This window comes from Variovorax sp. UC122_21 (genome assembly GCF_044056785.1).
GTDB lineage: Bacteria > Pseudomonadota > Gammaproteobacteria > Burkholderiales > Burkholderiaceae_C > Variovorax.
The window spans coordinates 4,976,066-4,993,430 of the sequence record NZ_CP172004.1; the positions used below are offsets into that span (position 1 = coordinate 4,976,066).

The following is a 17,365-nucleotide window of genomic DNA, read 5'->3' on the forward strand; positions in this document are numbered from 1 at the left end:
GTAACTCCTACCCGAACGCAACGAGGTCGTGATGTTGATTTTGCCTAGCTTCTCCTAGTGCAATCTTCACCAACCCGCACTTGATTGTGAATGAAAGTGTCAAAAACCACTCACCAAAGGCCTCCCCAATTCATGGGAGGCGAGAAACAAAAACTTTAGTTACCCCTAAAGCTATAGCCTCTGTAACTACCGCAAGCAAGAGCTCCTAAGCGCGGCTGCTACATCCGCACTGATCGAAGACCTTGTTGCTAGCCTCTTCACTAAAGGATTGCATTTGTTCGACCCGTTTTCTATACATCAAAAGAACTATCACGGTGCACCCACCCCTCAGAACTTGTACCAGTCGTCCGTTCAGACCGAAGCTGCGAACAACACCTCGCTGACGGCTTCACAAGTCTTCTCAATCTCATTTGTCATCAACGTCGGATGCACCAGGAACATCAAACTGGTTTCACCAAGCTCCTTGGCCACGGGTAGTCGTTTTTCGGGGCGCCAGCCTGTGGCGTCGAACGCGGACTCAAGATAGACCTCTGAGCACGATCCCTGATAGCAAGGAACGCCTCTCTCCTGAATGCTTTCAACGATGCGGTCTCTGCTCCAACCAGAGGCCAGGCGGCCTGGCTGCACGTATACATAGGTTTTATAGTGGGCGTGCACGTTGTCTTGAGGGACGGCAGGTACTCGCACCGCGGAGTAAGGGCGTGCGGCGGACCAAATGGCCTCGGCATAACGCGTCCGCATAGCCGTCCAGTCGGCCATGCGACGCAGCTGGATGCGGCCAATAACGGCCTGCATTTCCAACATCCGCCAGTTGGTGCCAAAGCCCTCATGGAGCCAACGAAACCCCGGGGGATGCTGGCGCTCGTACACCGCTCCATAGCTTTTGCCATGGTCCTTGAACTCCCACATCGCGCGCCACAGCGACTCGTCGTTCGTTGTCACCATGCCACCTTCGCCGCCGGTGGTCATGATCTTGTCCTGGCAAAACGACCAGGCACCGATATGGCCGATGCTGCCGACCATGCGCCCCTTGTATTGGGCGCCATGCGCCTGTGCACAATCCTCGATCACCTTGAAACCATTTTCGTCGGCGAGCGCCATGATTGGATCCATGTCGCAGGGCCAACCCGCGAGGTGCACGCAAATCACGGCCCGCGTCCGCGGCGTCACCACGCGAGCGATGGTCTCGGCCGAAAGATTGCCGCTATCGACATCGACGTCCGCGAAGACCGGCGTGGCGCCTGCATTGACAACACAGGAGACGCTGGCAATGAACGTGCGCGGCGTAACGATCACTTCGTCCCCAGACCCGATGCCCAATGCCTTGAGCGCGACGTCGAGCGCCAGCGTTCCATTGGACAGGGCAACCGCGTGCGAGGTGCCGGCCCAGGCCGCGAATTCCTTTTCGAACTCACGGCATTCGGTGCCGGTCCAATAGTTAACCTTGTTGGACAGCAGGACACCGCGAACGGCATCGGCCTCCTCGGCAGTGAAGCTCGGCCATGGGGAGAAGGGGGTATTCAGCACGACGATTCAACCTTTGGAAGAAAGAGGGCGCGCCGGGTTTCCAACCACGGTGCTGCCGGAGGGAACATCTCGCGTTACGACGGCACCCATGCCGATCACCGCACCGCGTCCAATTACCAATGGGCGGCCAGGCTGGCCCTGCTTGATGACCACACCCGAGCCGACGTAAACATGATCCTCAATGGCGATGTTTCCGTTGCACTTGACACCCGGGGCAAAAGTCACAAAGTCGCCTATCACGCAATCGTGCTCGACGTAGCTGTAGAGGTTTGCGTGAAAGTGCCTGCCGATCCTGATGTTCGAGGTGATCGTCACGAAGGGACTCAGCGCGGCGCCTTCCCCGAGAACGACATCATCCATGACCACTACGTTCTCTGCAGCAACGGTCCACGGACGCACACCATCCGCGGCGCATCGACCAGCAAGCTTCTCTCGAACCAAACCATTGGCAATTGCAAGCACGACGTGACGTGTGGAAGCCGTTTCCAGAACAAAATCGGCGTAGCGGAGCACACGATGTCCGTTGATCGAAGCGACCTGTGGGCTGTCGTCCACGAACACGAGTCGGTCCAGCGCAATGCCCTCGCGCTGCAGTTGTGCTCGTGCCAACGGCATGATCCCCCGGCCACATCCACTGGCGCCGAAGACGGCATACATCGGAAGCGTCATGGCTCGCGATTCACCGCCGAGTGCGAGCCATTGAATCGCGGCATGGTTGCCTCACCCGCTGCGCTGATCCCTTCACGCACGATCACCTTTTTCACGGTCAACCAAAGAATTCTGAGATCCAGCCACAGGCTCTGGTTATCCACGTACCAAACATCCAACTCGAATTTTTCTTCCCAACCCAGCGCATTCCGACCGTTGACCTGGGCCCATCCGGTGATGCCCGGCCGGACCTCGTGTCTGCGCGCCTGCTTCGTCGAATAAAGGGGCAAGTACTCCATCAGCAACGGCCGCGGTCCTACGAGGCTCATGTCGCCTCGAAGAACATTCCACAACTCGGGGAGTTCATCCAAACTGCTTGACCTAAGGAACCGGCCGAACGGCGTCAATCTCTCCCCGTCAGGCAAAAGCTGCCCATCCGCGCCCCGTGCATCAGTCATGGTCCGAAACTTGATCATCTCGAACGGTTGCCCACTCTGACCAGGCCGGGTCTGTCGAAAAAAGACCGGGCTGCCCAATTTGCGTCTCACCTGCCAAATCAACAAACCCAGGGGGACAGCAAAGACCACCAATGCGAACGCACTGGTGATCAAGTCAAATATTCGCTTCATGCCACTTATGTAACTTCATCTCGGTTCATTCCTGACGTTCATCGAACTTGAACGCCAAGGATCTGGATCATGGACTTAACCGATGATTTTTGTGCGACAACGGGAGGATGGGTTGGAGGCGACCCAGGTTCGCAAAAAACCGAGCGACAAACTCACTCGTGGCCTCGAACACTCGCATCGCCGGACACCTTGAACTCTTTGCTCCCAAGCTAAGCCGGGACACGAATCATAGGCGACTCCGATCTCAGGGCCATCCACCAAAGGGCGGGCGAAAAGTGCGCCATCAGAAATCACGCTGCCCTCAGCTCGGAGGCAGGGCAGAAACCGGAGGCATACTGGCGCCTCCCTCAACCCCAGTGCTCCAGCACCCTCCCAACCATGACCATCCTCAGCGAATTCAAGGAGTTTGCCGTCAAGGGCAATGTCGTCGACCTGGCGGTCGGCGTGATCATCGGCGCGGCCTTCGGCAAGATCGTCGATTCGCTGGTGGCCGACATCATCATGCCCATCGTCGGGCTGGTGTTCGGCAAGCTGGACTTCTCGAACCTCTACGTGGTGCTGGGCACGGCGCCGGCGGGTGTCGCCAACACCCTGGCGGACCTCAAGAAGGCCGGCGTGCCGGTGCTGGCGTACGGCAACTTCATCACCATCGTGGTCAACTTCGTGATCCTCGCCTTCATCATCTTCATGATGGTCAAGCAGATCAACCGCCTGCGCCGCACGGAAGAAGCCGCGCCGGCCGCCCCCGCCGCACCGCCCGAAGACATCGTGCTGCTGCGCGAGATCCGCGACAGCCTCAAGCGCTCCTGACGCGCAGCGCGGCCCGTCGCGGGCCACGCATCCTTCAGATACCGGCCAGCGCGCGCGCCATGCGCAGCGCCTCGATCAGGCTCGATGCATCCGCCCGGCCGCTGCCCGCGATATCGAACGCCGTCCCGTGATCGGGGCTGGTCCGCACCAGCGGCAGCCCGAGCGTGACGTTCACGCCTTTCTCCACGCCCAGGTACTTCACCGGGATCAGTCCCTGGTCGTGGTACATCGCCACCACGACGTCGAACTCGCCGCTATCGGCCACGCCGGGCTGCTTCGCCCGCGCGCGCATGAAGACGGTATCGGGCGCATGCGGCCCATCGGCGGCGATGCCTTCGGCGCGCGCCGCTGCAATGGCGGGCACGATGATCTCCTGCTCCTCCGACCCGAACAGCCCGCCCTCCCCGGCATGCGGATTGAGCCCCGCTACGCCGATACGCGGCGCGCGGCCCAGGGTGCGCGAGAGCGCATGGTGGGTGATGCGCAAGGTCTCGAGCACGCCGTCGAAGGTGACGGCCTCGATCGCCTGGCGCATCGACATATGGATGCTGACGAGCACGGTGCGCAGCTCGTCGTTGGCCAGCATCATGCGCACGGGCACCTCGGCCACGTCGCGGCCCAGATGCGCCGCGGCTTCGGCCTGCAGCAGTTCGGTATGGCCGGGAAACGGGAATCCCGCCGCGGACAGCGCCTCCTTGTGCAAGGGCGCGGTGACGATGGCGGCGATCTCGCCGCGCAGCGCGGCCCGGGCGGCCCAGACCACCGCATCGCCCGCCGCGCGCCCGGCCTCTGCGCTGATGCTGCCATGCACCACGCCCACCGGCGGCGCGATCACCTGCAGCACGGGCACGCAACCCGGCGGAACGTCCGGCGCCTCGGCCGGCGAAGCAATCTCGACCACGGGCCACGCCGGATGCCCAGGCGCCGACAGGGCCCGCAGCGCCGCCCGCATCGTCGCCACGTCGCCCGCCACGAAGGCACCGCGCGCGGCCTCGGGTGCATCGCGAAACGCCTTGCCGATGATCTCCGGCCCGATGCCCGCCGGATCGCCGAGCGTGATGGCAACGGGCTTGCTACCCACGGAAGCGTCGCTCTTCATGCCGGGTTGTCGATATCGATGAACTCGTGCTGCAGCCCGAGCTGCGCGGCCACGTGTTCGGCCACGGCGGGCGCGCCGTAGCGCTCGGTGGCGTGGTGTCCGCAGGCCAGGAAGGCCACGCCCATCTCGCGCGCGTAGTGCGCCTGCGGCTCCGAGATCTCGCCGGTGATGAAGGCATCGGCGCCCGCCGCGATGGCGGCCTCGAAGTAGCCCTGCGCGCCGCCTGTGCACCAGGCGATGGTCTTGATCGGGCGATGGGCCGTGTCGACCAGCGTCACCGGCCGCTTGAGCACTTTTTCGACATGGACGGCGAGCGCCTTCGCGTTGGCCAGGGTCTCGCCGTCCTCGAGGCCGCCGAGAAAGCCCAGCTCCTGCTCGCCGAAGCGGCCGGCCGATCCGGGATGGGCCAGCAGGCCGAACTGCAGGCCGAGTTGCGCGTTGTTGCCGAGCTCGGGATGCGCGTCGAGCGGCAGGTGGTACGCGAAGAGGTTGACGTCGCGGTTCAGCAGCAGCGCCAGCCGCTGCTTCATCCAGCCGGTGACGCGGCCGTCCTGGCCGCGCCAGAACAGACCGTGGTGGACGAAGATGGCATCGGCCTCGGCGCGGATGGCGGCCTCGATCAGCGCGCGGCTCGCGGTCACGCCCGAGACGATCTTGCGCACCGTGGTGCGGCCCTCGACCTGCAGGCCGTTCGGTCCGTAGTCCTTGAATCGCTCGGGAGCGAGCAGCAGGTCGAATGCGTGCAGCAGTTCGTGGCGGGTGGTGCTCATCGCGACATTGTCGCGCCGCCGGCCGGCGCCATGCCAGCCCGCATGGGTAGCCGGCGATCGGCGCGATGGCGATGGCACCGACGAACAGACCTCCAGGAATCTCGACCGGCCGGCGCGGTCTTCGTCCTCCTGCCGTTGAGAGACAATCTCCCGCAGCGCCGCGCTCCGCGGCCTTTCCCCCTCAGCGCCCCCGCCCTTTCGCGCCTTTTCACCAAGTTTTCATGAAACGCACCTGGCTGCTCTTCGCCCAAGCCGTGACCGTCCTGCTGGCGGCCTATTTCGTGGTCGCCACGCTCAAGCCCGAATGGATCAACCGGCGCACGACCTCGCTGGGCGGCGTGGTGTCGATCATCGAGGCGCCTGCCAGCTCCACGCCCGGCGTGCCCGCGCCCGGCAGCCTCAGCGCCGCGGCCAAGAAGGCCTCGCCGGCGGTGGTCAGCATCAACACCAGCAAGGCCGCGCAGCGCCATCCGCGCAGCAATGACCCCTGGTTCCGCTTTTTCTTCGGCGACCAGGACGACCAGCCCCAGGTGGGCCTGGGCAGCGGCGTGATCGTGAGCACCGATGGTTACATCCTCACCAACAACCACGTGGTCGAGGGCGCCGACGAGATCGAGGTCACGCTCAACGACAGCCGCCACGCGCGCGGCAAGGTGATCGGCACCGATCCCGACACCGACCTAGCCGTGCTCAAGATCGAGCTCGACAAGCTGCCCGTGATCGTGCTGGGCAGCTCCGACGAACTGCAGGTGGGCGACCAGGTGCTGGCCATCGGCAACCCCTTCGGCGTCGGCCAGACCGTGACCAGCGGCATCGTCTCGGCGCTGGGCCGCAACCAGCTCGGCATCAACAACTTCGAGAACTTCATCCAGACCGACGCCGCCATCAACCCCGGCAACTCGGGCGGCGCGCTGATCGACGTCAACGGCAACCTGCTGGGCATCAACACCGCGATCTATTCGCGCTCGGGCGGCAGCATGGGCATCGGCTTCGCCATTCCCGTGTCGATGGCCAAGATCGTGCTCGAGGGCATCGTGAAGGAAGGCCAGGTGCGCCGCGGCTGGATCGGCGTCGAGCCGAGCGACCTCTCGCCCGAGCTGGCAGAGACCTTCGGCGTGAAGGCCGACGCGGGCGTGATCATCACCGGCGTGCTGCAGAACGGCCCGGCCGCCAAGGCCGGCATCCGCCCCGGCGACGTGATCACCGCGGTGGGCGACAAGAAGACCGACAGCGTGCAGGCGCTGCTGACGGCGGTGGCCGGCCTCAAGCCCGGCAGCACCGCGCGCTTCGCGCTGCAGCGCGGCAGCGACAAGATGGAACTGGACGTGATGCCGGGGCTGCGGCCGAAGAGCCCGGTGCGGCAGGTGCCGAACCAGCAGGAGTGAACGAACGAGACGCGGACCCGGGTCCGCGGCACCACGAAAAAAGCGGCCTACGGGCCGCTTTTTCGTTGCCGGATCCGGAAGACCCTTGCCGCTCAGGGCGGCGTGGTCGACGACGAATCCGCTTCCTCGTCCTCCGGCGACTTCGAGACGCGCGAGAAGTACTTGGCCCCGAGGATCCCGACCTCGTACAGCACGCACATCGGGATCGCCAGCGCCAGCTGCGACACCACGTCGGGCGGGGTCAGCACGGCGGCCACGATGAAGGCCACGACGATGAAGTAGCCGCGGAAGGAGCGCAGCTTCTCGATGGTCACCATCTGGAAGCGCACCAGCAGCATCACGACGATCGGCACCTGGAAGGCGACGCCGAAGGCGAGGTACAGCGACAGGATGGCCTCGACGTACGAGGAGATGTCGGGCGTGGCCGCCACCGCCGCCGGCGTGAACTTCTGGATGAAGCCGAACATCTTGTCGAGCACGAACAGCTGCACGAAGGCGATGCCCGCGTAGGCCAGCAGGCTGCCGAAGATGATCAGCGGCAGCGCGAAGCGCTTCTCGTGGGTGTAGAGGCCGGGCGCCACGAACATCCAGGCCTGGTACATGAGCCACGGCAGCGCGAGCAGCACGGCGGCCATCATCAGCACCTTGAGCGGCACGAAGAAGGGCGAGAACACGCCCACGGCGATCAGCTTGGCGTCGGGCGGCATGTGGGCGCGGATCGGCATCGCGATGATGTCGATCAACCCGCCCGGACCGGGCCAGACCGCCAGCAGGATGCCGGCGATCGCCATGCCGTAGACGCAGAGAGCAGCCGGTCGCGCAGCTCCATCAGGTGCGCGACGAAGGGCTGCTCGGTGCCGGCGAGCTCGTCTTCTTTGTTCTTGGAGTCGGAATCAGCCATTGAGGAGATGGAAAGCGTGGGCTGCCGACGGGCGGCGCGCGTGGGAACGCTGGGTGGAGGGGAAAACGCGCCGCGCCGCTGCTAGCTGACCTTGTGCGGCCGGTAGCGCGCGACGCGCGCCGCGCCCGACAGTGCCTTGGTGCGCACGCCGTTGCGGGACTTGTACCACTGCGGCGTGGCGCCCTGCTTGAGGCGCCAGTTCTTGCGCGGATGCTTGTAGACCGGCATCACCGGTTCCGGTTCGGCCAGCGCCGAGAGGGTTTCGCCCGCCGGAGTGGAGAACTGCTTCTCGAGGTCGCTGACGCCCGAATGGATGTTCTGCTCCACGTCGCGCGCCGCGTCCTCGACGGTGGTCTTCATCTTGCGGAGCTCGTCGAGCTCCATCGAGCGGTTGACCTCTGCCTTGACGTCGTTGACGTAGCGTTGCGCCTTGCCGAGCAGCATTCCGACGGTGCGCGCCACGCGCGGCAGCTTTTCGGGTCCGATGACGATCAGCGCCACGACGCCGATCAGCGCCATCTTCTCAATGCCGAGGTCCAGCACGTGTCGCCCGGATCAGGACTTGTGGCGTGCTTCGACGTCGATCGTCGGCTTGTCGGTGGCGGCCGACTGGGCCGTGACCTGGGCGGCCGGGCCGGTGGCGGTCGGCGCGTCGGTCGCGGAACCGTCCTTCATGCCGTCCTTGAAGCCCTTGACGGCACCGCCGAGGTCGGAACCCATGTTCCGAAGCTTCTTGGTACCGAAGATCATGACGACGACGAGCAGCACGATCAGCCAGTGCCAGATGGAAAAAGAACCCATGGAAGACTCCTAAGAATGTGCCGATTTTAGTCGCGGCGAATGTGACAAATTTACTTAACGGCTCAGCCGCGAAGCCAGGGGCGCGGACCGCCCATGACGTGGACATGGAGATGATGCACCTCCTGCCCCCCTTCGGTACCCGTGTTGACCACCACCCGGTAGCCGCCTTCGGGGTACGGATTGCAGCCCTGCTCGAGCGCCAGCTTGGGCGCCAGGGTCATGATCTTGCCCATCAACGCCGCGTCGTCGGGCGTCAGCTGGGCCATCGAGGCGATGTGCTTCTTGGGCACCACCATGAAATGCACCGGCGCCCAGGGCGCGATGTCGTGGAAGGCGAAGACGTCCTCGTCCTCGTAGACCTTGCGCGACGGGATCTTGCCCTCGACGATTTTGCAGAAGATGCAGTTCGGATCAGATGACATCGTTGGGTTCCATGGGACGGCCGTCGTTCATCCGGATCATGCCTTTCACGATCCGGTAGAGGAACCACAGCGAAATCAGGCTCCAGGCGATCCAGCCCGGGACGAAGAGCAGCAGCCAGAGCCACGAGGTGACGATGTACAGCAGCCCGGCCCAGAGCACCGAGCGGATGCGCCAGCTGAAGTGCGAGGCCTGCCAGGTGCCGGCCGCGTCGTCGCGCTTCACGAAGTCGATCACCAGCGCCACCAGCAGAAGCAGCACCGAGGCCTGGGCACCGGGCACCACGGCGCCGATGGCGACGATCAGGTGCAGGATGTAGCTGACCCAGCCCCAGGTCTTGAGCGAGTCGTCGGGCTGAACGTTCACGATGTCGTTGGGCATGGCGATGTCCTTTCGGTCGTCAGAGTCATACCTCGGCAATCAGGCGGTCACTCGCTGGCGGCTTCGCGGGCCTGCACTTTGCGCAGCGCCTTTTCCTCGATGCCGCTGGTGCCTTCGCGCCGCTCGAGCTCGGCCACCACCTCGGCGGGCGACAGGCCGTAGTGCGCCGAGCGCCACCATGGTGTGGAACCAGAGGTCGGCCACTTCGTAGACCACCTTCGTGCGGTCGCCGCCGTGGTCGGCGTCCTTGGCCGCCATCACCACTTCGGTGGCTTCTTCGCCGATCTTCTTGAGGGAAGGCGTCTGGGCCCTTGTGCAGCAGCCGAGCGACGTAGCTCTTCTCGGGGTCGCCGCCATTGGCCGGCAGGCGGCTCTCTCGATGACCGCGGCCAGGCGTGCGAGGGCGTCGTTGGTGTTCACGGTGCCGCTCATTTGTAGATCGACTCCGGGTCTTTCAAGACCGGCTCGGTCACGGTCCACTGGCCGTTCTCGTACTTGTTGAAGAAGCAGCTGTGGCGGCCGGTGTGGCAGGCGATGCCGGGCTCGTGGCCCAGCTGGGTGACCTTGAGCAGCACCACGTCGTTGTCGCAGTCGAGGCGGATCTCGTGCACGGTCTGCACGTGGCCCGATTCCTCGCCCTTGAACCAGAGCTTGCCGCGCGAGCGGCTGAAATACACCGCGCGGCCGAGTTCGGCGGTCTTCTCGAGCGCCTCACGGTTGATCCACGCGAACATCAGCACGTCGTTGGTGCCTTGTTCCTGGGCGATCACCGGCACGAGGCCGTTGGCGTCCCATTTCACATCGTTGAGCCAAGTCATACGCGATATTGTCACCGAGCTCGACATGACACACGATGACGTTGGCGCCGACTTTGGTAGCTCCTCCAGGCGCCCCAACCGAAAGGTCGTCACCCACTACACCCTACGACAGGCTGGCTAGAGCAGATGAAGAGACGTTAACATCGAGAGCTTGCTAAAGCTTCGACCCCCGACGATCGAGTAGGCACTTTTATGTAGAGGAGTTTTGCTCCTCTTGTAACTATCGCATCGATTGGCAACAACTGTAGCGCCTCCGCTTGGAGCATGAGGTCTCACGACCACAGATGACGATCGTAATGGTGAATTCGATCCTTGTAGTTTGTATTGGCAATATCTGCCGCAGCCCGATGGCACATGCACTTTTTGCCGAGGCTTTACCAGGCATCTCCATTTCCTCTGCAGGAATTGGTGCCTTAGTGGGACATCCAGCCGATCCAATTGCCACCGGCTTAGTTGCCCGTCGTGGCCTTGATATCAGCAATCACCGTGCACGTCAAATAAATCAAGCGATGAGCTTGCAAGCCGATTTAATACTTACCATGGATGACCAGCAAAGACGCCATATAGAGTCTCGCTTTCCACTGACGTGCGGCAAGGTATTCCGTCTTGGTCAAGCCTCGAAATCAGATGTGCCCGACCCGTACCGACTAGGTGAAGAAGCCTTTGAAAATGCTTTGAATCTTATAGACGCAGGCGTTAGCTCTTGGGTCGATCGCATCAAAAGAATTTGATTTAATTATATGAATACTTCGGCCGTCACGATTGCAGAAACATCTTCCAACTCAATTCTGTACGCAGATCGGGATGAAGATCAAATTCATATTGCAGAATACATTGATATTCTTTTAGATCACAAATGGAGAGTTGCGGCAGTTACAATTTTTGCGCTGCTGATCGGTATCGCTTATGCGTTGTTAGCAACGCCAGTATACTGAATCCGATTTACTTGTTCAAGTCGAAGACGCTGCGCCCGATGCAAAGGGAGTGCTTGGAGAGGTTTCAAATCTTTTTGAGGTTAAAACACCCTCAGCGGGCGAGATTCAGATACTTAGATCGCGTCTCGTAGTGGGTGCCGCAGTTGATCAAACGCAATTTTTTGTTGATGCCAAACCACGCTATTTACCTGTGGTTGGCGAATGGATGTCGCGTCGGGCGAATAGCCTTTCAACGCCTGGATTTGCGGGCATTGGAGGCTATGTAAATGGCTCAGAGCGAATCAAGGTTGCACGCTTTGATGTTCCCGCATCCTTTGAGGACGGCGCGCCATTTATTGTTACCGCCTTGGACAATGGAACGTACTCCATAGAACATCCTGCCTTTGAAAAGGCGTTGATCGGACGCATTGGACAACCAATAAAGTTCGAAAATGCTGAGGGAGTATTTGATGTATCGATTGAACAGCTCCATGGAAAGACCGGCGCGCAATTCGTTGTCACGCGCGCCTCACGCTTACGCTCCATTGAAGAACTGCAGCAACGCCTGCAGCTCGCCGAACAAGGCCGTCAATCTAACGTTATCAGTGTAAAATTAGAGGATAGCAATAGAGATAGACTGATGCGCATTTTGAATGCGATCGGCGATCAATATGTTCAGCAAAATGTTGAGAGGAAAGCCGCAGAGGCCGAAAAGACCCTCGAATTCTTAAATCAACAACTCCCCGAATTTAGACGCCAATTAGAAGCATCGGAAGACGCATACACTGAATTCCGCAATAAAAACGGAACTGTTGCTTTCGATGAAGAGGCTAAGGGGGTTTTGACTGAATCGATCGAGTTGCAGACCAAACTTCTCGAAGCTCGACAGCAGCGACGGGAACTCTCTTCGCGGTTTACTGATAGCAATGTTCGGGTCCGGACATTGGACACGCAGATTGGGGCCATTCAAAAAGAAATTTCTGTCTTGGCCGAGCGTATTGGTCGAATGCCCACTCTCCAACGAGACGCATTAAGACTGGAACGAGATGTTCGCGTTAATAGCGGCCTATACCAATCGTTGCAAAATAATGCTTTGCAGCTTAGATTGGTTAAGGAGGGAAAGGTAGGCAACGTAAGGCTGCTCGACAAGGCAGTAAGGCCCAAACTACCCGTTAAGCCCCAAAAACCACTTGTAATCGCGCTCGCTTTGGCGATCGGCCTGCTCGCCGGAGCAACACTTGCGATTATTCGTGCACGCTTTTTTCGGCGGAATTCGGGATCCTCAGGAAGTTGAGGCGGGAACCGGACTTACGGTGTACTCCGTAGTGCCTTTTGCGGACTGCGCAAATACCTCTGGACCAGCAAATTGCGTCGGGAAATTCTGGTATACAACTCCTCGCAAACGCTCAGCCCGAAAGCCCGCCAATTGAGGCGCTCCGAAGTCTTCGGGTTGCCCTTCAATTTGCAACTCTCGAAGCTAGCAACAATCGCATCCTTGTTACGGGGGCAACGCCCGGCATTGGAAAAAGTTTTGTTTCTAGCAATTTTGCAGCCATTATGGCTCATGCGGGAAAGCGGGTATTGCTAATTGACGCAGACATGCGAAAGGGGCATATAAACAAATCATTTGGGTTGCAGCGCGAGGGTGGGCTTTCGGAATTGCTTGCGGGCGAGCTTTCACAACACGAAGCAATTCATCAACAGGTCCTCTCAAACCTAGATGTTCTTACCACGGGAAGACTGCCTGTTAATCCGGCCGACATGTTGCTTTCGGATAAATTCGCGCGCACACTGGATTTGATTTCAGCCGCCTACGATTTGGTAGTTATCGATGCCCCCCGATTTTGGTTGCGTCGGATACAACCGCGATAGCGCCACATTGCGGAATCGTGCTGCTGGTAGCCAGAGCCGATCAGACACAATTGGGTGAATTGAATGAAAGCGCTAAACGTTTGGCGCAGGCAGGAAAAATTGCAAGCGGAGTGGTATTTAATGGAATGGATTTGAGCCGCCGCCACTATGGCAGCTATGGTTACCGGTACGGAGGGTACCGATACACGGAGTACAAATACAATAGCTAACCGCTGTCATACTCTTTACGGCGCAGTTTTAGAATTAGGTACTTTTTGGAGCTTTTTGAGCGCGAGCAGGGGCTCGAGCGACAGAACCTCGGGCGCGCATGATGACTGATAGCGAGCCCGATTCATAGATTGAAGATGAGCTATCAATGCTATGTGCCGGACCGGCAGAGGCCACAGCCCGAGGCATGACAAGATGGTTGCCCTGAAGAAATTTGCTCTACTTTGTCGAAGATTCGATCGATGAGCTGGATCTGAGCGCATTCCATGTGCGTTACTAGGCCGGTGTGTCCGCGCCGAAGTAGAACAGAGCCACCGCGCCGACTGAATAATGAGCCAGGGGTGGAGGCCGACGCTTTGATGGTCGACTGTGGATAAGTGTGGCTCGTGCCCTGTTCGTTGACCTCCTGATCGTGGCGATGGATGCGCGCGGCAAGGCGCGAAGGGCGTAGCCCGCAGCGCCTTGCCACGAGCGGCTATCGTCAATCGACGACGTCTGGTGGATCGGCCTTCGCGCTTCCCTTACGGGCCTGCCCCTGGCCTTGATGCGCTTCTTTGCCGTGGCGCTGCTGTGCAGGAAGCGATGGCTCTCGTTGCTGTCTCCACGATGTGGCAGTGGTACGTGAGCCGGTCGAGCAAAGGCGGTGGTCATCTTCGCGTCGCCGAACCCGTCGACCATTCGGCGAAGTCCAGGTTGGGGGTGATCACCACGCTGGTGTGCTCGTACAGCTTGCTCAGCAGATGGAACAGCAACGCGCCGCCGGCCTGGCTGAACGGCAGGTGGCCCAGCCCATCCAGGATCACCAGGTCCATGCGCAACAGACCGCTGGCGATCCGCCCGGCCTTGCCCTGGGCCTTCTTCTGCTCCAGTGCATTCACCAGGTCGACCGTTGAGTAGAACCGTACGCGCTTGCCTTGGCGCACGATGCCCGACACCCCGAAGGCCGTTGCCAGATGGGTCTTGCCCGCGCCCGGTCCGCCGACCAGCACGGCGTTGTGCGCGGCCTCGGTGAACTCCAGCGTCGCGAGCTGCTGGATCAGCTTCTCGGTCCACCGGCGAGGCATCGAAGTCGAAGCCCGCCATATCCCGGCGCATGGGGAAGCGTACCAAGGTCATCTGGTACTCAGACCGAACGCATCGCCCGGTCCGTCGACTCAGCCTGTAGCAGATGCTCGACCAGCCAGCGCGAGGCCTCCAGACCCGAGGCCGGCCCTTGCTCCTGCAGGCCGCACCAGGCACTGGCCATGCCGTGCAGGCGCAAAGCCTTGAGCTCAACGGTGACGTCACCGCACGGCCCCCCTCCTGACCACGCAGGCTGTCGTAGCGCGCCGTGTTGGCCAGCGGCGGCGTGGCGACCTGCAGCGCCGTCTCAGCGCTTAGCGGTATTACTGGCGCGTTCAGCCGGCGCCAGCACGTTGACGACGTGCTCCACGCTCACGCGCCCGGATGGAGGGCTGTTCTCCATTGCCAATTCGACCGCCACGATCACAATATCCAGTCCGGCCCTGGGCCATCACGCGGTCCCCGCCGACCTGGCGCAGCAGACCACGGCGCAGGCGCTGCAGCGCCTCGGGCATGTCGGCGAAGGGGTCTCCCGTTCCTCAACGCGCCGGACTTGCGCTGCACCAGCGGGATGTAGTGCTGCCAGTCGTAGCGGGTGCCGCCCAAAGCGCTCATCCGCTCGTGGCGCGCGACCACCACATCGTCGGCGACGACCACCAGGCTGCCCGGGTACAGGCGTGCTGACCATCTGCCTGGCCAACTCGCACGGCACCGAGTAGCGATTGCGCGCCACCGACACCAGGCAGGTGCTCGACACGCGCGCCGGCTTCTCCACGTAACCGTCGAAGGGCTCGGGCATGGCCATCAGGTGGGGGCGCTCGTGCTCAAGCATCTCGGCCGCGCGGAACTGGCCGTGCTCGGGGTGCCGGACCTCGTTCCACAGGGCTCGGCAGCGCTCGCCCAGCCAGACGTTGAATTCGACGAGCCGAAGCGGCGCCGGGCCGCCTCGACCCAGATGCGCCGGCGGCTGTTCTGCACGTTCTTCTCCACGCGCCCCTCTCCCAGCCCGAGGCAACGTTGCAGAAGTCAGGGTCGTACAGGTAATGCGCGCACCTCACCGCGAAGCGCGCGTTGACGGTGCGGCCCTTACCCTTGTGGACCTGTCCACGGCGGTGCGCATGTTGTCGTAGATTCCACGACGCGCCACGCCGCCCAATGCTGCGAACGATCTCGTGTAGGCGTCGAACAGCATCTCGTGACCCTGGCTCGGGTAGGCGACCAGCCAGAACGCGCAGCTCGCACACAGCTTCAGGTGCGCAACATACCCGGTAGTAGATGCCGCCAACGACCAGGCCTTCCTCTCTCCAATCGAACTTGAAGGCCTCGCCAAGCTCGAAGTTCAAGGGAATGTAGGCCTGACGTTGACCGATTGCCCCTCGCGCTGGCGCCGAGCCCGAACGAAGTCGGTGACGGCAGAGTAACCGCCGCCGTAGCCCGCGGCCTTGATCTCAGCGTGCAGCGCGCGGGCCGTGCGTCGCTCGTGCTTAGGCCGCCTTGCATCGTAAGCGTCCGGCCAACCCGCCTTGACGGCGAGTTCGGGGTTTAGCTGTGCTGCCAGTGATGCGGCAGTAGCTCTTCGATGCGGCTGGCAGGCTGCGATCGGCAGCCGCGTGAGGACGTCGCGGATATAGACGTATGGGTCGTGCCCATTGAGCTTGGCGGAGTGGATCAGACTCATCACGGCGGCCGCTCTTTTACCCGCGCGCAGTGATCCGGCGAACAACCAGTTTTGTCTTCCCAGCGCGATGGGTCGGATGCGGTTCTCAACCCAGTTGTTGTCGATCGGCAGATCACCGTCTTCCAGGAAGCGCGTGAGCGCATCCCAGCGTTTGAGGTTGTAGTCGACTGCCTTGGCGGTCGCGGATCCGTCGGGGATCTTCTGCCGCTGCTGGCGCATCCACTGATGCAACGCATCGGCCACCGGCCTTGATCGTCGTCGTCGAAGTTCGAGCCTGCCGGCACTGTCGGCCCCGGCCACCTCACGCTCGACGTCATACAGCTCGCCGAAGAACTTCAGCGCCTGCTCGCCGACCGGGCTGCCATGGTTGGCCCATAGCTCGTGGAACTTGCGCCGAGCGTGCGCCAGGCAACCAACCTCGGTCACCCCGAGCTCGAAGCAGGCCTTGTAGCCGCTGAAGTCGTCGGTGACGAGCTTGCCCTGCCAGCCAGATCTGGCGTTCGTGCCGCTGAGCTGGAGGAAGTCACGCACGTGCTGGCCGCCCCGGCTGTCGGCGAAGTCGAACACGACGCCCTGGATCGGGTTGAACTGCGTCGTGCAAAAGCTCCACAGGTACGCCCGATGGGTCCTGCCGATTCCGGGCTTGAGCATCGCCACTGGGGTCTCATCGGCGTGCAGCACGTCGTGTCGCAAGAGTTCTGCTGCCAGCGCGTCCACGAGCGGCTGAAGCTGCGTGCCGCACTCACCTACCCACTGCGCCAGTGTCGAGCGGGCGATGACGTGGCCCGCGCGCTCGAAGATCGCTTCCTGTCGGTAAAGCGGCAGGTGATCCAGGTACTTGGCGACCAGCACCTGCGCGAGCAGGCCGGTGGTTGGCATACCCTTGTCGATCACGTGTGCAGGACCCGGGGCCTGGGTGATCTTCTCGCAGCACCTGCACACCCACTTGCCGCGGATGTGGCGCTCCACCGTGAACAGGCCAGGCTGGTAGTCCAGCTTCTCGGCGACGTCCTCACCGATGCGCTGTAGCGGCTCGCCGCATCCGCATGTGGTGTTGTCCGGCTCGTGGTGGATCTCGCGACGCGGCAGGTTTGCCGGCAGCTTCTCGCGCTTGGCTTGTTGCCTCTCAGCCCGCGGCCTTGTTCCCTGCAGCGCTTCTATCTCCGCGGCGACGGCGGCCAGATCGGTGTCCAGCGTCTCCTCGATCAGGCTCTTCTGTTCGGCGTTGTACGCCTCGCTCTTGGCGGCGAACTTCAGCCGCTTGAGGACCGCGTTCTCGTGGGTGAGCTTGTCGATGAGCGACTGCTGGAACGTCAACTGCGCGTCGGCCTTGCGCAGCCTCTCGCGAAGCTCTTGCGGGTCCAGCGTGTCGATGTCGTCGGCGATCACGGACAGTGATCGTGCCGGCAACCATGCCCACGCACCATCCGCAGATACCGCAAT

The 17,365-nt window shown here is 61.9% G+C and carries 16 protein-coding genes and 5 pseudogenes; 6 read left to right on the forward strand and 15 right to left on the reverse strand.

Going from position 1 to position 17,365, the window contains the following annotated elements; translation table 11 throughout:
• Positions 1 to 351 precede the first annotated feature (351 nt).
• From ACHMXE_RS36135 to ACHMXE_RS36145, 3 genes are read right to left on the reverse strand one after another with little or no spacing between them, the layout of a single operon-like run.
• Positions 352 to 1,527 (reverse strand): DegT/DnrJ/EryC1/StrS family aminotransferase, encoded by a 1,176-nt coding sequence (locus ACHMXE_RS36135; RefSeq protein WP_395348667.1) that lies wholly within the window; start codon positions 1,525 to 1,527, stop codon positions 352 to 354.
• Positions 1,528 to 1,533: 6 nt separating this feature from the next.
• On the reverse strand, positions 1,534 to 2,196 hold the full coding sequence (locus ACHMXE_RS36140; RefSeq protein ID WP_395348668.1) for a NeuD/PglB/VioB family sugar acetyltransferase: 663 nt from the start codon (positions 2,194 to 2,196) through the stop codon (positions 1,534 to 1,536).
• A complete protein-coding gene (locus ACHMXE_RS36145; protein WP_395348669.1) occupies positions 2,193 to 2,804 on the reverse strand; it encodes a sugar transferase in 612 nt (203 codons plus the stop codon). The genes ACHMXE_RS36140 and ACHMXE_RS36145 overlap by 4 nt, the downstream gene beginning before the upstream one ends.
• Before the next feature lie 378 nt (positions 2,805 to 3,182).
• Between ACHMXE_RS36145 and mscL the strand changes: the two genes are divergently transcribed.
• On the forward strand, positions 3,183 to 3,614 hold the full coding sequence (gene mscL / locus ACHMXE_RS36150) for a large conductance mechanosensitive channel protein MscL (RefSeq protein ID WP_208511627.1): 432 nt from the start codon (positions 3,183 to 3,185) through the stop codon (positions 3,612 to 3,614).
• Between the two features lie 34 nt (positions 3,615 to 3,648).
• On the opposite strand, the gene pdxA is transcribed toward mscL, so the two are convergent.
• Positions 3,649 to 4,713, reverse strand: coding sequence for a 4-hydroxythreonine-4-phosphate dehydrogenase PdxA (pdxA, locus tag ACHMXE_RS36155; RefSeq protein ID WP_395348671.1), 1,065 nt, complete (start codon positions 4,711 to 4,713; stop codon positions 3,649 to 3,651).
• On the reverse strand, positions 4,710 to 5,483 hold the full coding sequence (locus ACHMXE_RS36160) for a Nif3-like dinuclear metal center hexameric protein (protein ID WP_395348672.1): 774 nt from the start codon (positions 5,481 to 5,483) through the stop codon (positions 4,710 to 4,712). Before ACHMXE_RS36160 ends, pdxA begins: the two co-directional genes overlap by 4 nt.
• Positions 5,484 to 5,704: 221 nt before the next feature.
• On the opposite strand from ACHMXE_RS36160, the gene ACHMXE_RS36165 reads away from it, so the two are divergent.
• Positions 5,705 to 6,868 (forward strand): S1C family serine protease, encoded by a 1,164-nt coding sequence (locus ACHMXE_RS36165; RefSeq protein WP_203204647.1) that lies wholly within the window; start codon positions 5,705 to 5,707, stop codon positions 6,866 to 6,868.
• A gap of 92 nt (positions 6,869 to 6,960) precedes the next feature.
• Here ACHMXE_RS36165 and tatC read toward each other — a convergent pair.
• The 7 genes and pseudogenes from tatC to hisI form a co-directional block, all read right to left on the reverse strand.
• A pseudogene (gene tatC / locus ACHMXE_RS36170) lies at positions 6,961 to 7,769 on the reverse strand (twin-arginine translocase subunit TatC).
• An 81-nt stretch (positions 7,770 to 7,850) separates the two neighbouring features.
• The gene (gene tatB, locus ACHMXE_RS36175) at positions 7,851 to 8,312 is read right to left on the reverse strand and encodes a Sec-independent protein translocase protein TatB (RefSeq protein WP_203204645.1); all 462 of its coding nucleotides are present in this window, start codon (positions 8,310 to 8,312) and stop codon (positions 7,851 to 7,853) included.
• Between the two features lie 12 nt (positions 8,313 to 8,324).
• Entirely contained in the window at positions 8,325 to 8,570 is a 246-nt protein-coding gene (gene tatA, locus ACHMXE_RS36180) for a Sec-independent protein translocase subunit TatA (RefSeq protein WP_395348673.1), read from the reverse strand.
• A gap of 62 nt (positions 8,571 to 8,632) precedes the next feature.
• Entirely contained in the window at positions 8,633 to 8,992 is a 360-nt protein-coding gene (locus ACHMXE_RS36185; RefSeq protein ID WP_395348674.1) for a histidine triad nucleotide-binding protein, read from the reverse strand.
• A complete protein-coding gene (locus tag ACHMXE_RS36190) occupies positions 8,982 to 9,371 on the reverse strand; it encodes a hypothetical protein (protein WP_057595255.1) in 390 nt (129 codons plus the stop codon). Before ACHMXE_RS36190 ends, ACHMXE_RS36185 begins: the two co-directional genes overlap by 11 nt.
• A gap of 47 nt (positions 9,372 to 9,418) precedes the next feature.
• Positions 9,419 to 9,803: pseudogene (locus ACHMXE_RS36195) on the reverse strand (phosphoribosyl-ATP diphosphatase).
• Positions 9,800 to 10,198, reverse strand: a complete 399-nt coding sequence (gene hisI, locus ACHMXE_RS36200; RefSeq protein ID WP_395352953.1) for a phosphoribosyl-AMP cyclohydrolase — start codon at positions 10,196 to 10,198, stop codon at positions 9,800 to 9,802. Before hisI ends, ACHMXE_RS36195 begins: the two are co-directional and overlap by 4 nt.
• Positions 10,199 to 10,485: 287 nt before the next feature.
• Between hisI and ACHMXE_RS36205 the strand changes: the two genes are divergently transcribed.
• The 4 genes from ACHMXE_RS36205 (at position 10,486) to ACHMXE_RS36220 (ending at position 12,975) form a co-directional block, all read left to right on the forward strand.
• Entirely contained in the window at positions 10,486 to 10,920 is a 435-nt protein-coding gene (locus ACHMXE_RS36205; protein ID WP_395352955.1) for a low molecular weight protein-tyrosine-phosphatase, read from the forward strand.
• Between the two features lie 9 nt (positions 10,921 to 10,929).
• Positions 10,930 to 11,124, forward strand: a complete 195-nt coding sequence (locus ACHMXE_RS36210; RefSeq protein ID WP_395348675.1) for a Wzz/FepE/Etk N-terminal domain-containing protein — start codon at positions 10,930 to 10,932, stop codon at positions 11,122 to 11,124.
• A gap of 130 nt (positions 11,125 to 11,254) precedes the next feature.
• A complete protein-coding gene (locus ACHMXE_RS36215; RefSeq protein ID WP_395348676.1) occupies positions 11,255 to 12,397 on the forward strand; it encodes a GNVR domain-containing protein in 1,143 nt (380 codons plus the stop codon).
• A gap of 38 nt (positions 12,398 to 12,435) precedes the next feature.
• Complete coding sequence (locus tag ACHMXE_RS36220) at positions 12,436 to 12,975, forward strand: AAA family ATPase (protein ID WP_395348677.1); 540 nt, start codon at positions 12,436 to 12,438, stop codon at positions 12,973 to 12,975.
• A gap of 741 nt (positions 12,976 to 13,716) precedes the next feature.
• On the opposite strand, the pseudogene istB reads toward ACHMXE_RS36220, so the two are convergent.
• The 3 pseudogenes from istB to ACHMXE_RS36235 form a co-directional block, all read right to left on the reverse strand.
• Positions 13,717 to 14,428 (reverse strand): annotated as a pseudogene (gene istB / locus ACHMXE_RS36225) (IS21-like element helper ATPase IstB); the annotation flags it as partial.
• A gap of 47 nt (positions 14,429 to 14,475) precedes the next feature.
• Positions 14,476 to 17,074: pseudogene (tnpC, locus tag ACHMXE_RS36230) on the reverse strand (IS66 family transposase); the annotation flags it as partial.
• Positions 17,054 to 17,311 (reverse strand): annotated as a pseudogene (locus ACHMXE_RS36235) (transposase); the annotation flags it as partial. The pseudogenes ACHMXE_RS36235 and tnpC, both read right to left, overlap by 21 nt.
• Positions 17,312 to 17,365 lie beyond the last annotated feature (54 nt).